The following is a 21,471-nucleotide window of genomic DNA, read 5'->3' as shown; positions in this document are numbered from 1 at the left end:
ATCATTCTCTTCTCTCATAGAAGAGGAGAAATGTCTTTTTTCTTTTGGTTTTTGGCGGTAAAAATGAATATTACTCATGATTGCCTTCGTTCTATAATAGATTGGTAGTAATACATTTATTGAGAGAATCGGGGTAGGAAGTTCATGAATATTCAGCAATATTATCAGCAATCAGCACAAGCCTCTCTTAATGGTAGTTTAGTTGCGTGTATACCACTATGGATATTAGTCATATATCATAGTTTCTTTCAGGAGATTAGCGGGCTTCTTTGGTGGTGTTTACCCTTTGTTTTATATAGTGGGATGTCTTATCAAAGCTATGTGTTAGCAAATAATCAAGCAAAGATAAGTTCATATGCATCAACAAATAGCAAGCAAAAAAATATATTTTCACAAAGGGAATTTCTTATAGGTTTTTTACCAGCACCGAATTTAAGATTATTATTATTTAATAGAGATGGTAGAACGGCTGCTGAAATTCGTGATTTAGCTTTTCATAAGTGGCGCTGGTTTTTGCCTACATTTGTCGACCGCTGGATTTATAGAAATCGCTATGCTTTAGTTGTTGATCAAAGGGTGCTTGCAATAATTACAGTGCGAAAACACAATATCCAGATTGATTATAACAGTAATACGATTCTTCTCCACAATGACAATAATAAACGCTTTATTTGTCAAAAAGATAGCCGAGCTTATACGCTAAGGTATGAACGGACTTTTATGAATCTATTGGTTCAATCTGAGAATGGAAGGGAGCTTGGGAAATTACAAAAAGGATGGATTCCGAGAGAATGGATGGAATCGTTCAAGGTAAACAACACCCCCTTTTTAATGATGAATCAACCTTTGCCCGCTGATGAACAATTAATTTTTTATAGTTTATTGATCATGTATGTAAAAAACATTCAACATTGAAGTAAAAGATTCGCTAAAGTTGTCTCAACTATAGTATGATTAAGACAGTTTTGAAAAGTGTTCTAAGTTGAGGTGTTCTATGAGAAAGTTTTTAATCATTGCGGCTTCATTACTTATTATTTTATTAATCGTAGATCGGACCATTCTAAAGGACAAAGGTTTATTGTCACAAGTACAAATTGACCAATATGAGGAAATAGAAAACCCTGAAAATGTAGCTGTTGGCCTGGAAATTGGTCAGAAGGCACCTGAAATCCAGTTGGAAACACTGAATGGTGAGTCATTTCAACTAAGTGACTATGAAGGAAAGAAAATATTACTTAATTTTTGGGCAAGCTGGTGCGGACCTTGTGAAGAAGAAATGCCTTATATGGAAAAAGTTTATAAAGAATATAAAGATGACGGATTTGAAGTCATAGCTGTAAATATGACCAAAACGGAAAGAAACGAAACAAATGCCGCTGATTTCGTGAAAGCGAATGAACTATCCTTCATCATACCAATGGACCCTGAAGGCGTTGTCTTAGATAACTATGAGGTGATTGCCTACCCAACTAGTTACTTCATTGATTCGGATGGGATTATTCGAAATAAAGTATTAGGTGCGCTAAATGAAGACTTCTTGGAAAAGGAAATTTTACGTTTACCATAGAGGATGTTTTCTAAAACGAATGTGTGGGTATAAATGTATAATAATATTAGATTAAGCAATAAGGATGTGGCAAATTGAGTACATCAACAATACTAAAATGGATAACAGGTGCATGTGAAGCATTTCTTGGCATTCCTTTTCTAGGAGGAATTTTTATCCTCGCAAATGGATGGGTGCCACTTATTGTTATGTTTTTCCTTCATGTAATCACACTTGTACTATCCGTAAGAGCTGGAGAAAACAAGTACGGTAGTATCACAGGTATCATTACTTCTATTATTGGTTGGATTCCGGTAGTTGGAATGATTATGCATATTATTACAGCGTTGTTATTATTTGTAGATGCTGGTCTTAGTTCAAAACAAAATAAAACAAAAGTATATTAAATGAAACGAGCCGATGAAATCAGTCACGGCTCGTTTTTAGATTAGGCTTTATTATATGGCAGTCCAACCGCCGTCAATCACTAACTCTGTACCTGTAACAAATCTTGCCTCATCTGATGCTAAGAAAAGGACACCGTAAGCAACATCTTCAGGGTTGCCGAAATAAGGCAACTGCGTATAAGTTTGATAGAACGGTAAGGCAGATTCCATTGAAGGAGCTGTCATTGGGGTCGAAATAATCCCAGGATGTACAGAATTGACTCGAATATTTTCTTTTCCATATTCTATTGCTGCAGATTTGGATAATACTCGTAAAGCACCCTTAGCGGCTGTATATGGACTTGTCCCTGCCATGCCAACTATACCGCCGATGGAAGAAATATTGACAATGGAACCGCTGCCATTTTTCTTTAATTCGGGAATGACATATTTCATGCCGATTACACAACCATTTAAGTCGATTTCTAAAATTTTATTCCATTCATCCATTGACATATCCTCTAGAGTTTTGGGAGAAGCGACACCAGCATTGTTAATCAGGATATCTAGTTTACCAAATTGTTCAATGGCTTCATTTATAACTGCTTGCCATTGTTCTTCAGACGTCACATTATGGGCAAGGGCAATCGCCTCACCACCTGCTTCTTTTATCTCTGCAACCACTTTATTTAAAGTTTCCATTTGTAAATCAGTCGCTACTACTTTAGCGCCTTCTTTCGCGAATAACTTTGCTTCTGCTGCACCCATCCCGTTAGCTGCTCCGGTAATAATGGCTACTTTTCCTTCTAACCTTTTCATGATATACCCCCATTTGGTAAAAACTTAGACAATATCGTACGATTTTTAATACAACTAGTTGCTTTATCAACAATCCGTTGATAATCTGATTATATCAACTGATGAAAAAATGAAGCAATGAACAAAAAAGTTGAGATCGTTGTATACTCAACAGTTCATACAAATTTGTTTAAAAATAAGAATAATTAATACAAGGAGCAGAAAAATGTCGAAAAAAGAAAAAGTCGATCCCCGTGTAGTAAGAACAAAGCGAATGTTAACTGACGCCCTTATTTCTTTAATAGAAGAACAAGGTTTTGAAAAAGTAACGGTGCAGGCAATTACAAAAAAAGCGATGCTGAACCGCGCTACTTTTTATCTCCATTTTACAGATAAATACGATTTGCTTGAGCAAAGTACAGATGACATGATTGATGAGTTAAAAGAAGCAATGAAGACTTCTTTTGTAGCAAGTAAGGGGACGTATGATACTGAATCACCAAATGAAAGCTTTATTCAATTATTTGCGCAAATTGGCACATATGATTACATATATAGAGTGTTGCTGTCTGAAAGTACAATGCCTCATTTTCGTGATAAACTAACAGCTGTGTTGAGCGAATTTATTGCAGATGGCATGACCGTTATGCAACCAGATGATGACTTATTGACTATACCAAGAGAAATGGCCATACGCTTCTACGCTTCTGCGTTTTTAGGTGTGATTATATGGTGGTTGAAAAATGATTGTCCGTATACCGCTAAATATATGGCTGCGCAACTCATGAAAGTTACCATTCAAGGACCGTATAAACAAGTGGTGATAGAACAGAAATCCTCTCTATAAAAAGGAGGGATAAAATAAAGTTGACAAAATTTTAATAGATGGTAAACTAAATTTGTGTAAACGGTTACAGATGAGTGTGTAACGCGTTACATATCAAATAAAATAGTTTTTCTGAAATATGTAACCCGTTACATGCCTTTCCTAGTCATGAGAGAATAACGCTTCAGATAGTGAGTGTCTAATATGTAACGGGTTACATACTACCTTTTAATATACGTTTAATAATAGCAGTATTAACAAATGTAAGGTGATGATTCATATAGCCACAATTAAAGAAGTAGCAAAGTATGCAAATGTTTCTGTTGCGACTGTATCGAGAGTGATAAATAAAAAAGGATATGTCCAAAAGGAAACGCAAACAAAAGTGGAAGAAGCGATCAAAGCACTTAACTACCGACCTAATAATGTAGCGCGTAGCCTATTTAAAAAGCAGTCAAAAATGATTGGGTACATTGTCCCTGATATTACAAACCCATTCTTCCCACAACTTGTCCGCGCTGTGGAAGATGTGACAGTAGCACAAGGGTATACTACTTTTCTATGTAATAGTGATGACAATTTAGAAAAGGAACTGATGTATTTAAATAAAATGGCGGAAAACTATATTGATGGCGTAATCATTGTATCCAATCATATGAATGAAAGCCATCTCGCCAATTTACAGATCCCGGTAGTTGCACTTGACCGTGTGTTCCATGAAAGTATTCCCTCAGTGACGATAGATAATTATCAGGAAGCGAGAAGGGCAGTTATGCATTTAGTTGAAAATGGCTGCGAGAAAATCGCCCATATTAGTGGACCAGAAAATATTATCAATTCCCAACTGAGGAAAAAAGCATACCAAGATGTCATGATGGCACTAGAAAGACCTGTGTATATAAGTGAAGGTCATTATCAAATGAAAACAGCCCAAGAAGCTACATTTCGTCTCCTGCACGAACAGAAGGACATTGATGCCATATTCACAGGTAATGATGTGATGGCAGTTGGTGCCCTAAAGGCATGCACAAAGCTCGGGATTAATGTACCGAAAGAACTTCAAATCATTGGTTTTGATGGAATTGAGTGGACGGAAACTGTTTCACCAGAAATTACAACCATCGCTCAACCAATATATGAGATGGGGAAAAAAGCAGCAACCATGCTTTTGAACCGTATCAACGGAAAGGAAGAAGGTCAGGATCATATTGTATTCCCGACCGAACTAAAAATAAGAGAAACAACAACGCATTAAAACAGAAGAAGGAGAGTGATTAGATGATTACAGTAATCGGAAGCATCAATATGGATCTAGTCACGGTAACAAGTATAGACCCGTCAATGGGTGAAACCGTGATGGGAGAATCATTTTTTACTGTGCCAGGTGGTAAAGGAGCAAACCAAGCAGTGGCTGCAGCTAAGCTTGGAGCGAATGTGAAAATGATTGGTAAAGTCGGCGATGACCCTTTTGGTCAAGAGTATATGAATTATTTTAATGACATGCATATCAATACGGAAAGTATCCAAATAGAAAAATCTGTACGTACTGGAACAGCAAGCATAACAGTGTATAACCATGATAATAAAATTATTGTTGTACCTGGTGCCAATCATTTAATGACAAGTGACGTTATAGAAGCATATCGCGATGATATTTTAGCGAGTGAATGGGTGCTTCTGCAATTAGAAATTCCATTGTCTGCCGTAGAAAAAGTACTAGAGATTGCGGCAGAGGGCAATGTCGGTGTCATTTTAAATCCAGCTCCCTTCCATCATATTCCTTCTCATTGGTTTGAGTTAGTAACTTACCTCACACCGAATGAATATGAAGCGAAACAGTTATTCGAAGCATATGCAAATGATACAGAGGCAACGGAACTACTGAAAAAAAAGCTTGTCATTACAAAAGGAAATGAAGGTGCCGCGTTCTTTAAAAACGGGGAACTTATGACCATTCCTGCTGTTAAGGTAAAGGCGGTTGATACGACTGGAGCAGGAGATACTTTTAATGGCGCTTTAGCGGTTGCCCTTGATGATGGCTTAACAATAGAACAGGCAATTACGTTCGCAATAAAGGCTGCAGGTTTATCTGTAACGAAAATGGGTGCACAAGTAGGAATGCCGACAAAAGCCGAAATTGAAAAAATGGAAGTGAATCATCATGAAGAAACAAGGAATGCTGAATAGTGATATAACAAAAGTCATCAGTGATATGGGACATACAGATACAATTGTTATTGCTGATTGTGGACTACCTATCCCAGATGGTGTAAAAAAAATTGACCTAGCTCTAAAGCTAGGGACACCTTCCTTTTTAGACGTCTTAAATGAGCTTGAAAAAGAATTAATGATAGAGAGTGTCACATTAGCAACTGAAATTAAAACAGATAATGAACCGTTATTTTTAGCAATTAAAGACAAGTTCTCTGATTGTAGCTATGTCTCGCATGAAACATTTAAGAAAAAAACGGAAAAAGCAAAGGCGATTATACGAACTGGAGAAGCTTCCCCTTACGCTAACATCATTTTAACGTCAGGAGTGATATTTTAATGAAGCAATCATCAATAATAGAAATGAAGAATATTCATAAATCCTTCTATTCGGTGGAAGTACTCAAAGGCGTTGATTTTGACTTGAGAGCTGGGGAGATCCATGCGCTTATGGGTGAGAATGGGGCAGGGAAATCGACCTTAATTAAAATCCTTACAGGCATTCATGAAAGCAATCAAGGTGAGATTTATTATAAAGGGAATAAGGCCGTATTTTCTTCACCGAAAGATGCAGAAAAAAATGGTATTGCTGTCATTCATCAAGAGTTAAATATTATTCCTTATTTAACAGTGGCTGAAAATATGTTCTTAGGTAAAGAATTAAGTACTTTCGGTTTATTAAAGACGAGAGAGATGAATGTAAAAGCAGAAAAGCATTTAAAGCGCTTAGGCATTGAAATGGATGTAAAACAGCCTGCTGGAGAACTTTCCGTTGGACAACAACAAATGATTGAAATTGCAAGAGCAATCGCTGCCAATTCTGAAGTTCTTATCATGGATGAACCAACAGCCGCTTTAACAGATAGAGAGATTGATACATTATTTTCCGTTATTGATCAATTGCGAAAAGAGAATGTGGCAATCATTTATATATCTCATCGCATGGAAGAGATTTTTAAAATGTGTGACCGTATTACGGTTTTACGAGATGGTCAATCAATAGGAACGAAATATACCACAGACACCTCATTCGATGAAATCGTGAAAATGATGGTTGGTAGAGAAATTGGTGAGCGTTACCCGGCTCGGACGGCAACCATTGGTGATGTTTTTTTCAAAGTCGAGAACTTAAGTGTGAAAGATCATTTTTCTAATATTTCATTTGATGTTAGAAAAGGTGAGATACTTGGCGTCGCCGGTTTAATGGGAGCTGGAAGAACGGAGATCATGGAAGCGATTTTTGGGTCACGAAAGAAATCGTCTGGGAAGATATTTTTGAATGGTCAAGAACTACACATTCGTGCACCAAAACAAGCAATTGCTGCCGGTATCGGTTTCATTACAGAAGACCGTAAAGATGAAGGTCTTATACTTGGATTAAGTGTAAGGGAGAATTTAGCCGTTCCTAATTTAAAAGCGCTTTCGCAAAGTGCCATTATGTCTACTAAAAAGGAAAAAGCTTTCTCCAAAGAAATGATAGACAAGTTAAAAATTAAAACAGCCGGTCCTGAACAAGAAGTTAAGAATTTAAGTGGTGGGAACCAACAAAAAGTGGTCTTTGGAAAATGGCTTGGAATCGATCCAACACTGTTAATTTTGGACGAACCTACTCGTGGTGTGGATGTAGGAGCAAAAAAAGAGATATATACGATTATGAATGAAGAAACAATGAAGGGCCATTCCATTATTATGGTCTCATCTGAGTTACCAGAGATACTAGGTATGTCAGATCGTATTATGGTGATTCATGAAGGGAAAGTAGCCGCCATTCTGGAAAAAACAGATGCGACTCAAGAAAAAATTATGGAAGCAGCAACAGGAGGGACAAAGCATGAACAAAATTAGTAAAGGCATCGGCTCCATTCAAAAGCTAGGACCGGTTTTAGGCTTACTGCTCATCATTATTATTTTATCGGTTATGAGTCCAAGCTTTACAACAGCTGACAATATACTGAACGTATTAAGACAAGTTTCAATCAATGCTTTAATTGCGTTTGGAATGACATTTGTTATCTTGACAGGGGGAATCGACTTATCTGTCGGTTCGATTTTAGCGCTATCTTCCGCACTTACTGCAGGTATGTTAGCTAGTGGTATGGATCCGGTAATTGCGGTTCTTCTCGGTTTATTAGCAGGTGCTTTAATGGGACTTGTCAACGGCGTAATTATTGCAAAAGGTAAAGTCGCTCCTTTTATTGCAACATTAGCGACAATGACAATTTTCAGAGGGTTAACACTTGTTTATACAGAAGGTCGACCAATAACTGGTCTATCTGATGCTTTTAGCTTTCAAATGATTGGTAAAGGTTATTTTCTCGGGGTACCATTTCCTGTTGTTACGATGCTGTTAGCTTATTTATTTTTATACTTCTTGCTAAAGAAAACAACTTTTGGTCGCGGTGTTTATGCGATTGGTGGGAATGAAGAAGCCGCTAAGCTCTCTGGTTTAAAAGTGGATCGCTTGAAAATGGGTGTTTATGCGATTTCAGGTTTATTTGCTGCAGTTGCCGGAATTACGTTAACTTCTCGTCTTGACTCTGCACAGCCAACAGCTGGTACAAGCTACGAATTAGATGCCATTGCGGCAGTTGTTCTTGGTGGGACAAGTCTTTCAGGCGGACGCGGATGGATCTTTGGTACATTAATTGGTGCTTTGATTATTGGTGTACTTAATAATGGTTTGAATTTATTAAATGTATCATCTTTCTACCAACAAGTGGTGAAGGGCGGCGTCATTCTATTAGCTGTACTAATTGATAGAAAGAAAGCTGCTTAACATATATGATTTGCAAACCTATGAAGGAGGAATACTCAAATGAAAAAAATATGGAAGCTTCTTACTTTGGTTTTAGTAGTCGCTTTATTAGGTGCATGTTCATTAAATAATGGGGCTGATGATAATGAAGCAACTGATAATGATGAAAAAGCATCAGGAGAAAAAACAATTGGTCTATCGATTTCTACATTAAATAATCCTTTCTTTGTTACACTACGTGATAGTGCAGAGGCGAAGGCAAAAGAGCTTGGTTATGCGATTAAAACAGTAGATGCACAAGATGACCCAGCAACACAAGTAAGTGATATTGAGGATTTAATTCAACAAGGTGTTGACTTATTAATTATTAATCCAGCTGATTCAGCAGCGGTTGCTTCTGCCATTACATCAGCTAATAATGCAGATATCCCGGTTATTACTGTTGATAGAAGTGCAGAAGGTGGCGAAGTTGTCGCTCACGTAGCTTCTGATAATGCAGAAGGGGGTAAAATGGCAGGAGAATTTATCATTGAACAACTTGATGGCGAAGGAAAAGTAGTTGAACTTGAAGGGATCCCTGGTTCATCGGCAGCACGCGAAAGAGGTGCGGGTTTCAATGAAGCCATTGAAGCATCTGACAATGTGGAAGTAGCAACAAAACAATCTGCGAATTTTGATCGTGCAGAAGGCTTAACAGTAATGGAAAACATCATCCAAAGCAATAAAGATGTCCAAGCTGTATTTGCTCATAATGATGAAATGGCACTTGGTGCTTATCAAGCATTAACGGCTGCTGGATTGAAAGATGTCATTGTTGTCGGGTTCGACGCAACAGATGATGCCATTGCTGCAGTTGAAGGTGGCGATATGGCAGCAACAGTCGCTCAAAAACCAGACAGAATGGGCGAGCAAGCTGTAGAAACAGCCAAAAAAGTACTCGATGGTGAAACGGTGGAAGAATTTATTCCTGTTGAGTTAGAGTTAATTAAATAAGGAAAATGATTGAATGAAGCACGTGTCGATTCTGCTTAAAGGTGGAATGAGCACGTGCTTTTTTATTTTCTAAGTGAACGCAGGTTATGGAAAGAAGTGTGAAAGAAATATATAAGCGGTTAGTAAGAAATGAGTGTATAATTATGGTAATCATTATATTTTGTGAAGAAGCGAGTGGTAGAATGATCCCTGCAAATACTTTCGGTGTTGATATGACGAACGCCGCAACGCCTTATTTTCAAGTAGTGAAAGACAATCGAATTCGGTTCGGTTTAGAGACATTCAGGCAACATCCAGGTTTAGCGAAAAGCTTATTTCATCATCTATTTCCTATAGAGGAAAAGTTAGATATGACGTTTATTTCTGGTTATCAAGATATTGATAGCACAAGGGTAAGGAGAGAAAAGTTAAACTTACGGCGGTTTTTTAAAATAAATAATTGGTCTAATGAAGTAGTTTGGCAAGAAGAAATGAGCAGTTATTTTGTCTTTTCAACAGTAAAGAACGTGAAATCATCTGCGTTTTTTCGCTATACCCTTAAAATGATTGATGGTCACACGTCACTCTATATTTGTTTTGTGCATCGCGATTGTTTATTTTATATTAGTTCTGATGTACTGGATATTGTTGCAAATGCGCATACGATAAGGAGATTAAAAGATCTATTCCCTGAAATGTATGATACTTTCTACGAAGATGAGTGATCTTCTGTAAGACGGATTAGCAAATAGTGTTACCGTCATTAAGAAATTACTGAAAAAACGGTTCTATGTAATTCGATGTCCAACAATTAAAGGATAGGAGAAAAATGATGAATATAAACATGAAAGATTTACTTAATGCTGCATGGATTATTGGAATTTGCTTTATACTGGGATCGTGTACTATTGCTGGTGCGATTGAGAGTCTACTAGATAATAGTTTAGGGAATGATGGTCATTATGAACAACAAAGATTCAATGACAATTTTGAAAGGTATATTGAGATACTTGAAAACAAAGGAGAATAAAAGGTCATAAAGAAGATGTTTGACTGAAATATCGCCGGTAGATTGTGTGCTTTCCACAGGTAAAAGAAAAAAGTAAAAGGGGTGATAAGATGTCTAGCGATCTAAATAGAATAAATACTTTGTTTGCCGAAAAAGCAGAATACTGGGATTTAGATGATTTACAGATTGATTATATAAATGAAACCATAACATTAAAATTACTTAGTTGTCATAAACAACAGATTAAGAGAACTTACATCTTCATAAAGGAAGTGATGTCGTTCTTTGTTTATCAAGAGGCTAATGTAGGAACAATACGCTTAAATGACCGTAATTTTACTGATGCGAATTTATTAACCGAAATTAGTTATCACAAGAATGGTTTTGGTCATATAAAAATTGAAAGCTTAGAATCAGATTTGAAAGAAATCGAGAAATTACATGCTAAAACTAATTTTTATTTTCAAGTAAATAATAAGGACTCTTTTTTTATTGAAGCCAATAGTGTGCAAATCAATGATAAACGGTTTGTAAACCTTCTTGCAGATAGTAGAACACTGAAATATTGTGAATGAAGCAAACTTTATGGAGTGTGATGAATTTACAATAGAAAGAATTGGAGCTATTTTCAGATAAAAATACTGTCAGCAATATTAATAGCGCTATTAGCTTTATGCATAATGTTAATATTGTTAAAACGGTAAGATGAAAAAGCGTTTCTTTCTTTCTAGATTTATTTCCTCATCAAATTCCTTATTTTCGTATGTCCATTTAATTTGTAAAGAGTAATTCGCATCCAACGGGGCGCCTTCGATACTGACAAATTCAATAACATCTCCCTGAGGAAAATCACTTAGCTTATCGAATAAAGTGACCGCTTCCTTTCAGGTTTAATCCCTCCTAACCAAATGGCCTCTCCTTTCCACATCCCTTTTAGGGTTAGGAAAATGATAAGGTCTATATTCCGCTATCTAAGTTCCATTCAAAGCTCTTTCCTTTTGTTACAACTGGTTGCTTATAAGAATAAATCACCCAAGACACTAAGAATTAAAGGAAAGATGAAAATAATAATTAATTTTCTATTTAGATGGACCTCCTTTTATAGTTGGATTTTGTGATTGTTTGTTATCTTTATGTCTTGATGAATAGTTATTTACAAAAGGGTACTTTCTATTATGTGTAATTTAATGGAATAATGTATTTAACTGTATATTATATTAATCATAGTTGAATAGACATCTATAAGGAGTAAAGAAAAAAATTAAGGTAGGGTTTTGAAATATAATATTAGATATTTAACTAATATCCTTTTTCTGTCTCGTATGTTAGGGAGATGGTTTATTTTAGTTTTCTTTATGTATAATCTCCTATTTAACATTCTTTCTATTGATTAATTACTTATTTACATTTATCCTATATTTAGATACTTTAATAAGAGCAGGAGAATCTTTATTTATTTAAAAGTAATAGATACTGTTTGTTCTTTATAGTATCAACAATTTAATAGAATATCCTTCGGGGCAGGGTGAAATTCCCAACCGGCGGTGATGAGGGTGACCTCTTAGTCCGTGACCCGGGCTCAGGAATGAGAACGGTGGATTTGGTGCAATTCCAAAGCCGACAGTATAGTCTGGATGGGAGAAGGATGCGTGTGTGTAAAAACGTTCAAAAACAGTTGATTTTGACGTTTATTTGGCCATGATTACTTTTCCCGTATACGTATTCGTATACGGGTTTATTTATTCATGAGTATTTTAAAAAGGGTGGTGATGATATGGGATAACGATAAGTGTGAGTCCAACTCTTTTTGTAATTTTCAACAAACTCTCCCGATACCGCGTATTTGCCCCGAGCGGAAAATTCCAACTTTTACTTAAACGAATAAATCTTATGCAGAGAGGTTGATCATTCTGTTTACAGGTATTATCGAAGAAATCGGTACTGTACAAAGAACGATTCATCGTGGATCTACTATCCAATTAGTGTTCAATGCTACAAAGATTATGGATGATATCCATATCGGTGATAGCATCGCTGTAAACGGTGTTTGTTTAACAGTGACCGAATTCCAACAAAGAAGTTTTACAGCAGATGTGATGCCAGAAACTTTTCATGCGACATCGCTTTCCTCTTTAAAAGTAGGAAGCAATGTGAATTTAGAAAGGGCGATGTTAGCAGGTGGAAGATTTGGCGGCCATTATGTAAGTGGTCATGTGGATGAAACGAGAAAAATTCTAAAAAAACAAAGACAAGAAAATGCGATTTATCTTTCAATTTCACTATCCGAGCAGTATCAGCATTTAATTCTACCTAAAGGATCTGTTGCTATTGATGGCACTTCATTAACAGTGATGGAGGTAGGGGATGGTTATTTTACGATTGCGTTAATTCCTCATACAGCTGAAGAAACGGTGATTAGTGAAAAAAAGCCAAATGATACTGTCAATATCGAATATGATTTATTTGCTAAATATGTATTTGCCTTTTCAGACACATCGAAACGTGAAAGAAATTTCGAACAGTTATTAGAAAATAATGGATTCTTAAGTTAGGAGGGAATATATGAGTCACTCAATTGAAGAAGCGATTGCTGACTTGAAAATGGGAAAAGTGATTATCGTTTGTGATGATGAGAATCGTGAGAATGAGGGCGATTTTATCGCTGTTGCCGAGTATGCTTCAGCTGAAACAATCAATTTTATGGCGACAGTGGGAAGAGGGCTTATTTGCGTGCCGATTGAGCAGTCAATCGCCAAAAAATTAGACTTGCATCCGATGGTAACTAATAATACAGACAGCCATCAAACTGCTTTTACAGTAAGTATTGATTATAAAGAGACAACGACTGGTATAAGCGCATTTGAACGGTTTTTAACCGTAGAAAAAATGTTAGACGACAAAACACAAGCATCAGATTTTAATCGTCCAGGTCATATTTTCCCCCTTATAGCGAAGGATGGTGGCGTCCTTGAGCGTTCAGGCCATACGGAAGCGGCGGTAGATTTAGCGAAATTGGCTGAGGCAAGTCCGGTTGGGATTATATGCGAGATTATGAAAGAAAATGGTGAAATGGCTAGAGTAGCAGAGTTAGAGAAAGTAGCAGAAAAATATGATTTGAAGATGATTACGATTGAACAATTAATATCTTATAAGCAATCACAATTATTATTAAACTAATCTAATTTAGGAGTGAAGTAGAATGAATACAATACTAGAAGGACATTTAATTGGAACGGGAATGAAAGTAGCCGTTGTTGTATCACGGTTCAATGAGTTTATTACAAAAAAATTATTAGATGGTGCATTAGATAGCTTCAAGCGTCACGATGTGGCTGAAGAGGATATTACGGTAGCGTGGGTACCAGGTGCATTTGAAATTCCCTTAGCGGCGAAAAAACTTGCGGAAAGTGGCAAATACGATGCGGTTGTTGCCCTTGGAACAGTCATTAGAGGGGCAACACCACATTTTGATTATGTGAATGCAGAGGTAGCCAAAGGAGTGGCAGCGACTTCATTACAAACTGGCATTCCAGTAATTTTTGGTGTGTTAACAACTGATTCTATTGAACAAGCGGTTGAGAGAGCGGGTACAAAAGCAGGTAACAAAGGCTGGGATGCAGCTGTTAATGCGATTGAAATGAGTAATTTTAATAAACATTTTCGTTAAAAATTAATTTTCTTTGCTCCCTCTTTCTTTTTCTCGTTATAATAATATTACGTTTATATTCACATGAACAATGGTAAAAACATGTATAGAAGATAAATGAAGAGCCTAAAAGAGAAAGAGGGTTTATGATGAAATTAGAATTAATTAAATGTCACGGTTCGGGAAATGACTTTTTTATTATTGATGAAATGGAGCAGTCCTTTGGCTGGAGTGATGAAGAACGAGCGAATTTAACGATTAGTCTTTGTAATCGTGGCAGTGAGCTCGGTGCGGATGGGATTTTATTTATATTAGCCAGTGAAGTTGCTGATGCAAAAATGCGCGTATTTAATGCAGATGGTTCAGAAGCTTCCATGTGTGGTAACGGTCTTCGTTGTGTCGCGAGGTATGTTTGTGAGAAATTGAAAATCAAAGAGGCGACAATTGATACGATGAAAGTAACCCTTCATGTTAGTAAAGAAAGCGATATTTATAAAGATATCCCTACTTACAAGGTAGAAATTTCACCAGTATCATTTGATGTTGCTACTTTACCACTTCACATCAATCAGAACCAATTAGTCAATGAAAAGATGGAAGACCTTTCAGAAGATATCGCTTTTACTGCTCTTTCTGTACCTAATCCCCATCTTGTTGCTATTGTCGAAAAAGAACAGATGCAATCAGATATTCAAGAAGAAATAAGTTTGTATGTCAACGGAGAAAATGATTACTTTCCTGATGGTGTAAATGTGAGTTTCGTCAAACCTCTTCCAGAAGGTGGGATTTTTGTTCGTACGTATGAAAGAGGTGTGGGCTTTACGAATGCATGTGGGACAGCGATGTCGGCTTCAAGTTTAGTCACATGTCTGCAAAGTATCAATACCTATGAGCAGCCGATTGAGGTTTATAACAATGGTGGTAAGGTCCGTTGCATTGTTCATAAGCAAAATGATAGCTTTACAATCGACCTTATTGGTAATGCTAGCTTTGTCTATCAATGTACAATTGAGATAGATATAAATCATCCAGGGACATTTACCGTCGATAATAGCGAAGAATATATTGAAGAAATGATGCAATATGCGAAGTTGCAACAAGAGGCTTCTGCCTTTTTAACTAAGCAATTAAATGCTTAAGAAATGTTTAAGAAAGAAAATGGGTTTTGGACCGAAACGACACTTATGAGTAAATAGTGTTGGTTCGGTTTTTTGTTTTTTTCATCTGAATAACGCGTAGAAATTGCATTAGCAGGTCGTTTCATAGTGTTTTCGCTCCTTGATGTCGTGCAAACTGAATGAGCAAAACGTTCAAATCAGTTTACTTTTTGAGTGATATGCAAACGGAGAAGGCAATCGTTTAAATGCGTTTTGGATTGGATAACGTGCATATCACATTTGCTTAGCTTTCACTTCCGTCACAAAAAAATCGCATAGGCTAAAGTTTCGTTTGTGTATAGTCTATTCTTTTAATGAATCTATAATTTTTGCAATCGTGTCATTTTTTGTTTCGAAAAAAGTTGCCATTGGACAGCAATCAGTTAAACGATACTTGCGGATGTTGTCTAGTGAAAAATTCTCCCGCTGCAGTTGTTTATTTACTTCATCCCAATAGAGAGGGGCTGCTACTATCGCACCTTCTCTGCCTCTAGGAGAGTAAGGAGCAATCATCGTTTTTCCTTCTGCATGTTGTATATAATCGATATATAACTTTTTCCCGCGATTCTTTTTCATTCTTTCTGTCGTAAATAAATCTGGGTTTTTCTCAACTAAATAGGAAGCTATGAACGAAGTAAACAGTCGGGTATCTTCATAAGAAAAATGATGATGCATAATTGGGATATGTACTTGTATACCCTTACCTCCAGTTAATTTTGGAAATCCGATAATATTTAATTCTTCGAAAATCTTACTTAGTTTCTGTGCAGCATCAACAGCTAGTAGAAAGTGTGTTTCATCTGGTGGGTCAAGGTCGAACACAATATCTACCGGATGGTCGCTGCCAATTGTTTCAAAAGGGGTATGATACTCTAGTGCTAATTGATTACCTAGCCAAACAAGAGTAGATAAATCATTACAAAGGATATAGTCGATTTCGTCTTTTGTAAAAGAATTCACAAATGACGGTGCATAATCAGGTTTATTCTTCTGATAGAAAAATTCTTTCCCGATATAGCCATGTGGATAGCGAATGGTTGTTAACAATCTATTCTTCACAAACGGTAACAACCGTGGAGCGACGGAAACAAGATAAGCAATGAGCTGCTCTTTATTGATCTTTGGGTTGTCCCATAACGGTTTTTCTGGGTGGGTCACTTCTATAGAAGAATCGATATTTGCATTTTCTATCAATAATCTCTCCCAAGTACATGTTTCCCATTGCTCATTCGGTAAGAATTGCATAAATTGAGGGAGAATCAAGGTATCCTCAATTATGTCGCGAAAGCAAAGTTGAATACAAATGCTTGGGGAGATGCTGTATTTTACTTGATTTACTTTTTTTCCATTCTTTTGAATCAAGCTGACTAAAATAGCCAATTCTTGTTCATTTAGACCTTCGGAAAATTCGCCCATTGCCTTTACTTTATTTTGATATACGATACTATATTCAAACTGATTAGTTGTATTATTCCAGCCAGTAATAAAGAAACGACCTTTTTTCCTCATATGACCTTCAACCATCCTTTTTCTACATTTTGGTTTACATTCATAAAACCTATTACACATGGTCATAGTATGGTTAGATTAAAAAAAGACATACAAGTGAGGATCGATCCAATGAAGCCAATTATTCCTTTTGAACCAAAAATGACAAATGAAATTCCAAATGGCGATCAATGGATAGCGCAAGTAAAGTGGGATGGTACAAGGATATTGACTTATTATGAAAAAGAGAATTTAAGGATGTTTAATCGAAAAGGAAATGAGCGCACCATCCAATATCCGGAATTACATCAATTACCCTCATTAATTAAGGGGAATTCCTTCATTTTAGATGGAGAGGTAATCGCTTTTCAAGACGGTGTTCCCTCTTTTTATGATGTGATGAGAAGAGATCGGCGGAAGAATACGGTAACAATCAATCATTTACAGACAGAAATTCCTGTTACTTATATGATATTTGACCTCTTATATTTTAACGGTAAATGGCTAATTGAAACCCCATTATATAGACGTCAGGAGATGCTAATGGAAATCATCCAGCCAACAAATGAGATTCAAATCGTCCAAAGTTTTAGAGACTGTCAATCATTATATGATGCTGTCATAGAGCAAGGATTAGAGGGTATTGTTTGTAAGGATTTATATAGTGCTTATATATTAGGAGGAAAAGATGAACGCTGGTTAAAAAAGAAAAAAGAACAGGACCTTATTGCTATTGTTGGAGGGGTAACTTATAATGGAGCACTTATTCGTTCAATTGATTTAGGTGTATATAATGAAAAGGGTGAGCTTATTTATATCGGCAGTGCAGGCTCGAGCAAGCTTACTTTAAAGGATTGGCGTGAAGTGACTGAAGTGACTAACCAAATACTTCAGGGAGCAAGTCCGTTTCATAATTATAGCGGCTTATTGAAAAATCATGAATGGCTTTCTCCAATTTTAAAAGTGAAGGTTACTTTCTTAGAGTGGACAAAAGATCATACAATGAGGCAACCAGTCATTCAGTCGTTTGTTTTTTAAATCGTTTTCGGATAGGTTTTTGCCTACAGCAAATTTAGGTGTTTTACATAGTTTATAAGGAGTATATAAAGAGAACGACAGAGGAGGTTAAATGGTGAATCAACACTTTTACCCGGCATATACACAGACTCACTTATATAGAAGGCCTTATGGTGGTCGTCCTGGTTTTGGGGGAGGGCCAGGCTTTGGCGGCCCCGGCTTTGGGAGACCTGGTTTTGGTTTTGGTGGTCCATTTTTAGGTGGTGTAGCGGCAGGTTTATTAGGTGGCGCATTATTAGCACCTCTGGTGTACCCGCCTTATCCACCATATCCTGTATACCCACCATACCCACCTTATCCGGTTTATTAAAAAAATGGCTCAGATTTCACAAACACCACAGATTCAGCTGTGGTGTTTATTGCTTTTATTGCTTGTTTTTTTTGTAAAGACAGTGTTAGATGAAGACATATAAAAGAGATGTAGCTAATCTTACCAACATTGTACGTGTATATGAATAATCCTCAGAGAAAAAATACAATTAATAAGAATGGAGGAGGTTTTCTGATGCACACAATGTGGAAAGGAAGCATTAGTTTCGGTTTAGTCAATATCCCGATCAAATTGCATGCGGCAACTGAAGATAAAGATATTAAATTGCGTAATTTGCATAGTAAATGTCATTCGCCTATTAAGTATGAGAAAGTTTGTCCTGTATGTGATGAACCTGTGGAACAAAGTGATATAGTGAAAGCATATGAGTACACGAAAGGGAAATTTATCGTACTTGATGAAGAGGAATTACAAGCGTTAAAAAAAGAAAATGAAGATAAAGCAGTGGAGATTTTAGATTTTGTCAAAATCAATGAAGTAGATCCGATATATTTTTCTCGATCTTATTATATATCTCCAGGAGATAGTGGATCGAAAGCGTATGCCTTATTAAGGGAAGCTTTGAAGGAGTCTGAAAAAGTGGGGATAGCGAAAATTATCATTCGCGCAAAAGAACAGCTAGCTCTTCTTAGAGTTTTTCACAATACTTTAGTAATGGAAACCATCCACTTTCCTGATGAGGTGAGAAATTTTGCAGATGTGCCTAATATTCCTGCAGAAGAAAAAATAGCCAAAAAAGAATTAGACACCGCATTGTTATTGATAGACCAACTAACGACAACATTTGAACCTGAGAAATATACAGATGAATATCGCCAAGCACTTCTAGAGTTGATTGAAACAAAGAAAAATGGGGAAGAGGTAGTAATAACAAATCAACAGCAACCAAAGACATCCAATGTTACTGATCTTATGGCTGCATTGCAAGCATCCATCGATCAAACAAAACCACCACAACCGAAAAAAGAAAAAGCGACGACGAAGTCAAAAAAGAAAAAATCAACGAGTGCTGCAAAGACAAAGAAGGAAGCATAGTTTTGTTTATTCAATTGGAGAAGTCTAGACTTCTCCAACTTCCTAAAAAATATAAAGGAATGGGCAATGAAAAAATCAACCTTATACATAACGACAAACATCATACTATTCATTCTATTTTTAGGTATGTTTTTGTTTATCGTTTTCGATTACACAAACAATGATCTTGCTTGGTTTGATATGGAGGTCATTCATATTGTCCAGCAAAATGTAACTCCTGCATTAACCACATTTATCGATCGTTTTACTTTCCTAGGTTCTGTGCTGTGGTTTGTCATAGCCACAGTTGTTGTAATAGTCCTTCTTGTCTTAAAAAAGAAGTATGCATTAGCTATTTATATTTGTTTGACATCGGGAGTAGGGGCTCTTTTAAATTGGACTCTTAAGCACTATTTTAAAAGGGAAAGGCCAGATATCCTTCCATTAATTGAAGAAACTGGCTATGCCTTTCCAAGTGGACATTCAATGGGCTCGTTTATATTCTACGGATCGCTTGCTTTTGTCATCATTCATGTAGCTAAAAAGACAAGTATGAAATGGGCTGTAGCAATCATCATGGGGTTACTGATTTTGTCGATTGGGTTAAGTAGGATATATTTAGGTGTCCATTACCCTAGTGACGTAGCGGCTGGTTTTTTGGTCGGAGCGATTTGGTTAATGCTTTCAATTATGGTTTTTCATATGTATGAGCATATATTTAATAAATAAAAGGAGAGGAAAAGGTTGGAAAAATATATTCTTTCATTAGATCAAGGAACAACGAGCTCTCGAGCAATTTTATTCAATCATGAAGGGGAACCAGTACATAGTGCGCAAAAAGAGATTAAACAGTATTTTCCGAAACCTGGATGGGTGGAACATAATGCGAATGAAATTTGGGGAAGTGTACTGTCAGTGATTGCTAGTGTTTTATCAGAGGCAAATGTTACTCCCATTCAAATTGCCGGTATAGGTATTACGAACCAACGAGAAACAACAGTTTTATGGGACAAAGAAACGGGAGACCCCATCTACCATGCCATTGTTTGGCAATCTAGACAAACGAACGACATCTGTAAAGAGCTTAAGAAAAACGGAATGGAAGAGAAGGTGCGTCAAAAGACTGGTCTATTAATTGACCCTTACTTTTCTGGAACAAAGGTGAAGTGGATCCTAGATCATGTGGAAGGTGCACGTGAAAAGGTGAAAAAAGGGGAAGTATTATTTGGGACCATTGATACATGGCTTATATGGAAATTATCCGGTGGTAAAGCTCATGTCACGGACTATACAAATGCGGCAAGAACTCTAATGTTTAATATTTTTGACCTGAAATGGGATGAAGAACTGTTAGATTTATTTGGGGCAAACCATTCTATGATGCCTGAAGTGAAAAGTTCTTCAGAGATATATGCAGAAACGGCTCCTTATCATTTTTTCGGTCAGTCAGTTCCTATAGCCGGCGCAGCAGGTGATCAACAAGCTGCATTATTTGGTCAAGCATGTTTTACTGAAGGTATGGCAAAAAATACGTACGGTACGGGCTGTTTTATGCTCATGAATACAGGTGAAAAAGCAGTACATTCAGATAATGGTCTCTTAACAACGATAGCATGGGGGATAGATGGTAAAATCACCTATGCGCTTGAGGGGAGTATTTTCGTAGCCGGTTCTGCTCTTGGATGGTTACGAGATGGTTTGAGGATGTTAAAGCATGCGGAGGATAGTGAAGATTACGCAACAAAAGTACAATCAACAGAAGGTGTGTATATGGTACCTGCATTTGTTGGTTTAGGTACACCTTACTGGGATAGTGAGGTAAGGGGAGCTATTTTTGGATTAACTCGTGGAACGGAAAAGGAACATTTTATAAGAGCCACTTTGGAGTCACTTGCCTATCAAACGAAGGATGTATTACAAGCGATGATTGAGGATTCGGGGATTGATATCACTTCTTTACGGACGGACGGCGGTGCAGCAAAAAATAACTTTCTCATGCAATTCCAAGCAGATTTACTGGATACAGTTGTTGAACGGGCAAAGATTAATGAAACGACAGCTTTAGGAGCAGCATATTTAGCAGGCTTGGCTGTTGGTTTTTGGGAAAACAAAAAGCAACTTACCAAGAAGTGGGATCTAGATAAAGAATTTCAACCAGAAATGGATGAAAAAGAAAGAGATAAACTGTATCAAGGCTGGCAAACAGCAATCAACGCAACAATGGCATTTAAGTAAGGTACTTCACCATTTGAAAA

The 21,471-nt window shown here is 36.8% G+C and carries 23 protein-coding genes, 1 pseudogene and 1 riboswitch; of the genes and pseudogenes, 22 read left to right on the top strand and 2 right to left on the bottom strand.

Annotated features, from left to right (window positions below; genetic code table 11):
- Positions 1-144: 144 nt before the first annotated feature.
- The 3 genes from MKX83_RS14300 (at position 145) to MKX83_RS14290 (ending at position 1,953) form a co-directional block, all read left to right on the top strand.
- A complete protein-coding gene (locus tag MKX83_RS14300; RefSeq protein WP_322909506.1) occupies positions 145-915 on the top strand; it encodes a hypothetical protein in 771 nt (256 codons plus the stop codon).
- A gap of 79 nt (positions 916-994) precedes the next feature.
- Positions 995-1,567, top strand: a complete 573-nt coding sequence (locus tag MKX83_RS14295; RefSeq protein WP_322909505.1) for a TlpA disulfide reductase family protein — start codon at positions 995-997, stop codon at positions 1,565-1,567.
- 74 nt (positions 1,568-1,641) lie between these two features.
- Positions 1,642-1,953, top strand: coding sequence for a hypothetical protein (locus MKX83_RS14290; protein WP_095372929.1), 312 nt, complete (start codon positions 1,642-1,644; stop codon positions 1,951-1,953).
- A gap of 51 nt (positions 1,954-2,004) precedes the next feature.
- Here the strand turns inward: MKX83_RS14290 and MKX83_RS14285 are convergent, their stop codons facing one another.
- On the bottom strand, positions 2,005-2,751 hold the full coding sequence (locus MKX83_RS14285; RefSeq protein WP_322909504.1) for an SDR family NAD(P)-dependent oxidoreductase: 747 nt from the start codon (positions 2,749-2,751) through the stop codon (positions 2,005-2,007).
- A 205-nt stretch (positions 2,752-2,956) separates the two neighbouring features.
- Here MKX83_RS14285 and MKX83_RS14280 point away from each other — a divergent pair, with 205 nt between their 5' ends.
- The 14 genes and pseudogenes from MKX83_RS14280 to dapF all read left to right on the top strand — a co-directional run bounded on the left by MKX83_RS14280 (position 2,957) and on the right by dapF (position 15,288).
- Positions 2,957-3,577: a TetR/AcrR family transcriptional regulator gene (locus tag MKX83_RS14280; RefSeq protein WP_095372931.1), complete on the top strand. Its 621-nt coding sequence runs from the start codon at positions 2,957-2,959 to the stop codon at positions 3,575-3,577.
- Positions 3,578-3,827: 250 nt separating this feature from the next.
- On the top strand, positions 3,828-4,811 hold the full coding sequence (locus MKX83_RS14275; RefSeq protein WP_263624248.1) for a LacI family DNA-binding transcriptional regulator: 984 nt from the start codon (positions 3,828-3,830) through the stop codon (positions 4,809-4,811).
- Positions 4,812-4,834: 23 nt separating this feature from the next.
- On the top strand, positions 4,835-5,743 hold the full coding sequence (gene rbsK / locus MKX83_RS14270; RefSeq protein ID WP_095372932.1) for a ribokinase: 909 nt from the start codon (positions 4,835-4,837) through the stop codon (positions 5,741-5,743).
- On the top strand, positions 5,718-6,107 hold the full coding sequence (gene rbsD, locus MKX83_RS14265) for a D-ribose pyranase (protein ID WP_307313342.1): 390 nt from the start codon (positions 5,718-5,720) through the stop codon (positions 6,105-6,107). The genes rbsK and rbsD overlap by 26 nt, the downstream gene beginning before the upstream one ends.
- Positions 6,107-7,612 (top strand): sugar ABC transporter ATP-binding protein, encoded by a 1,506-nt coding sequence (locus MKX83_RS14260; protein ID WP_307313344.1) that lies wholly within the window; start codon positions 6,107-6,109, stop codon positions 7,610-7,612. Before rbsD ends, MKX83_RS14260 begins: the two co-directional genes overlap by 1 nt.
- Complete coding sequence (locus tag MKX83_RS14255; RefSeq protein ID WP_095372933.1) at positions 7,599-8,543, top strand: ABC transporter permease subunit; 945 nt, start codon at positions 7,599-7,601, stop codon at positions 8,541-8,543. The genes MKX83_RS14260 and MKX83_RS14255 overlap by 14 nt, the downstream gene beginning before the upstream one ends.
- Before the next feature lie 39 nt (positions 8,544-8,582).
- On the top strand, positions 8,583-9,515 hold the full coding sequence (gene rbsB, locus MKX83_RS14250; protein ID WP_341051433.1) for a ribose ABC transporter substrate-binding protein RbsB: 933 nt from the start codon (positions 8,583-8,585) through the stop codon (positions 9,513-9,515).
- A 143-nt stretch (positions 9,516-9,658) separates the two neighbouring features.
- Positions 9,659-10,219 (top strand): hypothetical protein, encoded by a 561-nt coding sequence (locus MKX83_RS14245; protein ID WP_224937597.1) that lies wholly within the window; start codon positions 9,659-9,661, stop codon positions 10,217-10,219.
- A gap of 104 nt (positions 10,220-10,323) precedes the next feature.
- Positions 10,324-10,524 (top strand): hypothetical protein, encoded by a 201-nt coding sequence (locus MKX83_RS14240; protein WP_341055950.1) that lies wholly within the window; start codon positions 10,324-10,326, stop codon positions 10,522-10,524.
- An 89-nt stretch (positions 10,525-10,613) separates the two neighbouring features.
- The gene (locus tag MKX83_RS14235) at positions 10,614-11,078 is read left to right on the top strand and encodes a YxiG family protein (protein WP_341055949.1); all 465 of its coding nucleotides are present in this window, start codon (positions 10,614-10,616) and stop codon (positions 11,076-11,078) included.
- Between the two features lie 932 nt (positions 11,079-12,010).
- A riboswitch (FMN riboswitch) is annotated at positions 12,011-12,153 on the top strand.
- 260 nt (positions 12,154-12,413) lie between these two features.
- A complete protein-coding gene (gene ribE / locus MKX83_RS14230) occupies positions 12,414-13,055 on the top strand; it encodes a riboflavin synthase (protein ID WP_224938510.1) in 642 nt (213 codons plus the stop codon).
- Between the two features lie 10 nt (positions 13,056-13,065).
- Positions 13,066-13,656: pseudogene (gene ribB, locus MKX83_RS14225) on the top strand (3,4-dihydroxy-2-butanone-4-phosphate synthase); the annotation flags it as partial.
- 46 nt (positions 13,657-13,702) lie between these two features.
- Positions 13,703-14,170: a 6,7-dimethyl-8-ribityllumazine synthase gene (ribH, locus tag MKX83_RS14220; protein ID WP_224938495.1), complete on the top strand. Its 468-nt coding sequence runs from the start codon at positions 13,703-13,705 to the stop codon at positions 14,168-14,170.
- Between the two features lie 128 nt (positions 14,171-14,298).
- Entirely contained in the window at positions 14,299-15,288 is a 990-nt protein-coding gene (dapF, locus tag MKX83_RS14215) for a diaminopimelate epimerase (RefSeq protein ID WP_341055947.1), read from the top strand.
- A gap of 321 nt (positions 15,289-15,609) precedes the next feature.
- On the opposite strand, the gene ligD is transcribed toward dapF, so the two are convergent.
- Positions 15,610-16,815 (bottom strand): non-homologous end-joining DNA ligase, encoded by a 1,206-nt coding sequence (ligD, locus tag MKX83_RS14210; RefSeq protein ID WP_224938493.1) that lies wholly within the window; start codon positions 16,813-16,815, stop codon positions 15,610-15,612.
- 111 nt (positions 16,816-16,926) lie between these two features.
- Between ligD and MKX83_RS14205 the strand changes: the two genes are divergently transcribed.
- The 5 genes from MKX83_RS14205 to glpK all read left to right on the top strand — a co-directional run bounded on the left by MKX83_RS14205 (position 16,927) and on the right by glpK (position 21,451).
- Positions 16,927-17,832, top strand: coding sequence for an ATP-dependent DNA ligase (locus tag MKX83_RS14205; RefSeq protein WP_341055946.1), 906 nt, complete (start codon positions 16,927-16,929; stop codon positions 17,830-17,832).
- Positions 17,833-17,926: 94 nt separating this feature from the next.
- Positions 17,927-18,181: a spore coat protein gene (locus MKX83_RS14200; RefSeq protein ID WP_233435229.1), complete on the top strand. Its 255-nt coding sequence runs from the start codon at positions 17,927-17,929 to the stop codon at positions 18,179-18,181.
- 195 nt (positions 18,182-18,376) lie between these two features.
- Positions 18,377-19,237: a non-homologous end joining protein Ku gene (gene ku, locus MKX83_RS14195; protein WP_095372946.1), complete on the top strand. Its 861-nt coding sequence runs from the start codon at positions 18,377-18,379 to the stop codon at positions 19,235-19,237.
- 66 nt (positions 19,238-19,303) lie between these two features.
- The gene (locus MKX83_RS14190) at positions 19,304-19,945 is read left to right on the top strand and encodes a phosphatase PAP2 family protein (RefSeq protein ID WP_095372947.1); all 642 of its coding nucleotides are present in this window, start codon (positions 19,304-19,306) and stop codon (positions 19,943-19,945) included.
- A gap of 15 nt (positions 19,946-19,960) precedes the next feature.
- A complete protein-coding gene (gene glpK, locus MKX83_RS14185) occupies positions 19,961-21,451 on the top strand; it encodes a glycerol kinase GlpK (protein WP_322909499.1) in 1,491 nt (496 codons plus the stop codon).
- Positions 21,452-21,471 lie beyond the last annotated feature (20 nt).

This window comes from Cytobacillus sp. FSL M8-0252, from assembly GCF_038007345.1.
In the GTDB taxonomy this organism is placed as follows: domain Bacteria; phylum Bacillota; class Bacilli; order Bacillales; family Cytobacillaceae; genus Cytobacillus; species Cytobacillus kochii.
Note: the sequence above shows the minus strand (reverse complement) of the source record. Positions and strands in the feature narration are given on the sequence as shown.

Coding starts and splice junctions, on each gene's coding strand:
- ku (WP_095372946.1), top strand. CDS start 18,377: ATGCACACAATGTGGAAAGGAAGCATTAGTTTCGGTTTAGTCAATATC.
- rbsB (WP_341051433.1), top strand. CDS start 8,583: ATGAAAAAAATATGGAAGCTTCTTACTTTGGTTTTAGTAGTCGCTTTA.
- rbsD (WP_307313342.1), top strand. CDS start 5,718: ATGAAGAAACAAGGAATGCTGAATAGTGATATAACAAAAGTCATCAGT.
- ribH (WP_224938495.1), top strand. CDS start 13,703: ATGAATACAATACTAGAAGGACATTTAATTGGAACGGGAATGAAAGTA.
- MKX83_RS14295 (WP_322909505.1), top strand. CDS start 995: ATGAGAAAGTTTTTAATCATTGCGGCTTCATTACTTATTATTTTATTA.
- rbsK (WP_095372932.1), top strand. CDS start 4,835: ATGATTACAGTAATCGGAAGCATCAATATGGATCTAGTCACGGTAACA.
- MKX83_RS14280 (WP_095372931.1), top strand. CDS start 2,957: ATGTCGAAAAAAGAAAAAGTCGATCCCCGTGTAGTAAGAACAAAGCGA.
- ligD (WP_224938493.1), bottom strand. CDS start 16,815: ATGAGGAAAAAAGGTCGTTTCTTTATTACTGGCTGGAATAATACAACT.
- MKX83_RS14240 (WP_341055950.1), top strand. CDS start 10,324: ATGATGAATATAAACATGAAAGATTTACTTAATGCTGCATGGATTATT.
- MKX83_RS14205 (WP_341055946.1), top strand. CDS start 16,927: ATGAAGCCAATTATTCCTTTTGAACCAAAAATGACAAATGAAATTCCA.
- MKX83_RS14190 (WP_095372947.1), top strand. CDS start 19,304: ATGAAAAAATCAACCTTATACATAACGACAAACATCATACTATTCATT.
- MKX83_RS14275 (WP_263624248.1), top strand. CDS start 3,828: ATGATTCATATAGCCACAATTAAAGAAGTAGCAAAGTATGCAAATGTT.
- dapF (WP_341055947.1), top strand. CDS start 14,299: ATGAAATTAGAATTAATTAAATGTCACGGTTCGGGAAATGACTTTTTT.
- MKX83_RS14260 (WP_307313344.1), top strand. CDS start 6,107: ATGAAGCAATCATCAATAATAGAAATGAAGAATATTCATAAATCCTTC.
- MKX83_RS14255 (WP_095372933.1), top strand. CDS start 7,599: ATGAACAAAATTAGTAAAGGCATCGGCTCCATTCAAAAGCTAGGACCG.
- MKX83_RS14285 (WP_322909504.1), bottom strand. CDS start 2,751: ATGAAAAGGTTAGAAGGAAAAGTAGCCATTATTACCGGAGCAGCTAAC.
- MKX83_RS14235 (WP_341055949.1), top strand. CDS start 10,614: ATGTCTAGCGATCTAAATAGAATAAATACTTTGTTTGCCGAAAAAGCA.
- MKX83_RS14245 (WP_224937597.1), top strand. CDS start 9,659: ATGGTAATCATTATATTTTGTGAAGAAGCGAGTGGTAGAATGATCCCT.
- MKX83_RS14300 (WP_322909506.1), top strand. CDS start 145: ATGAATATTCAGCAATATTATCAGCAATCAGCACAAGCCTCTCTTAAT.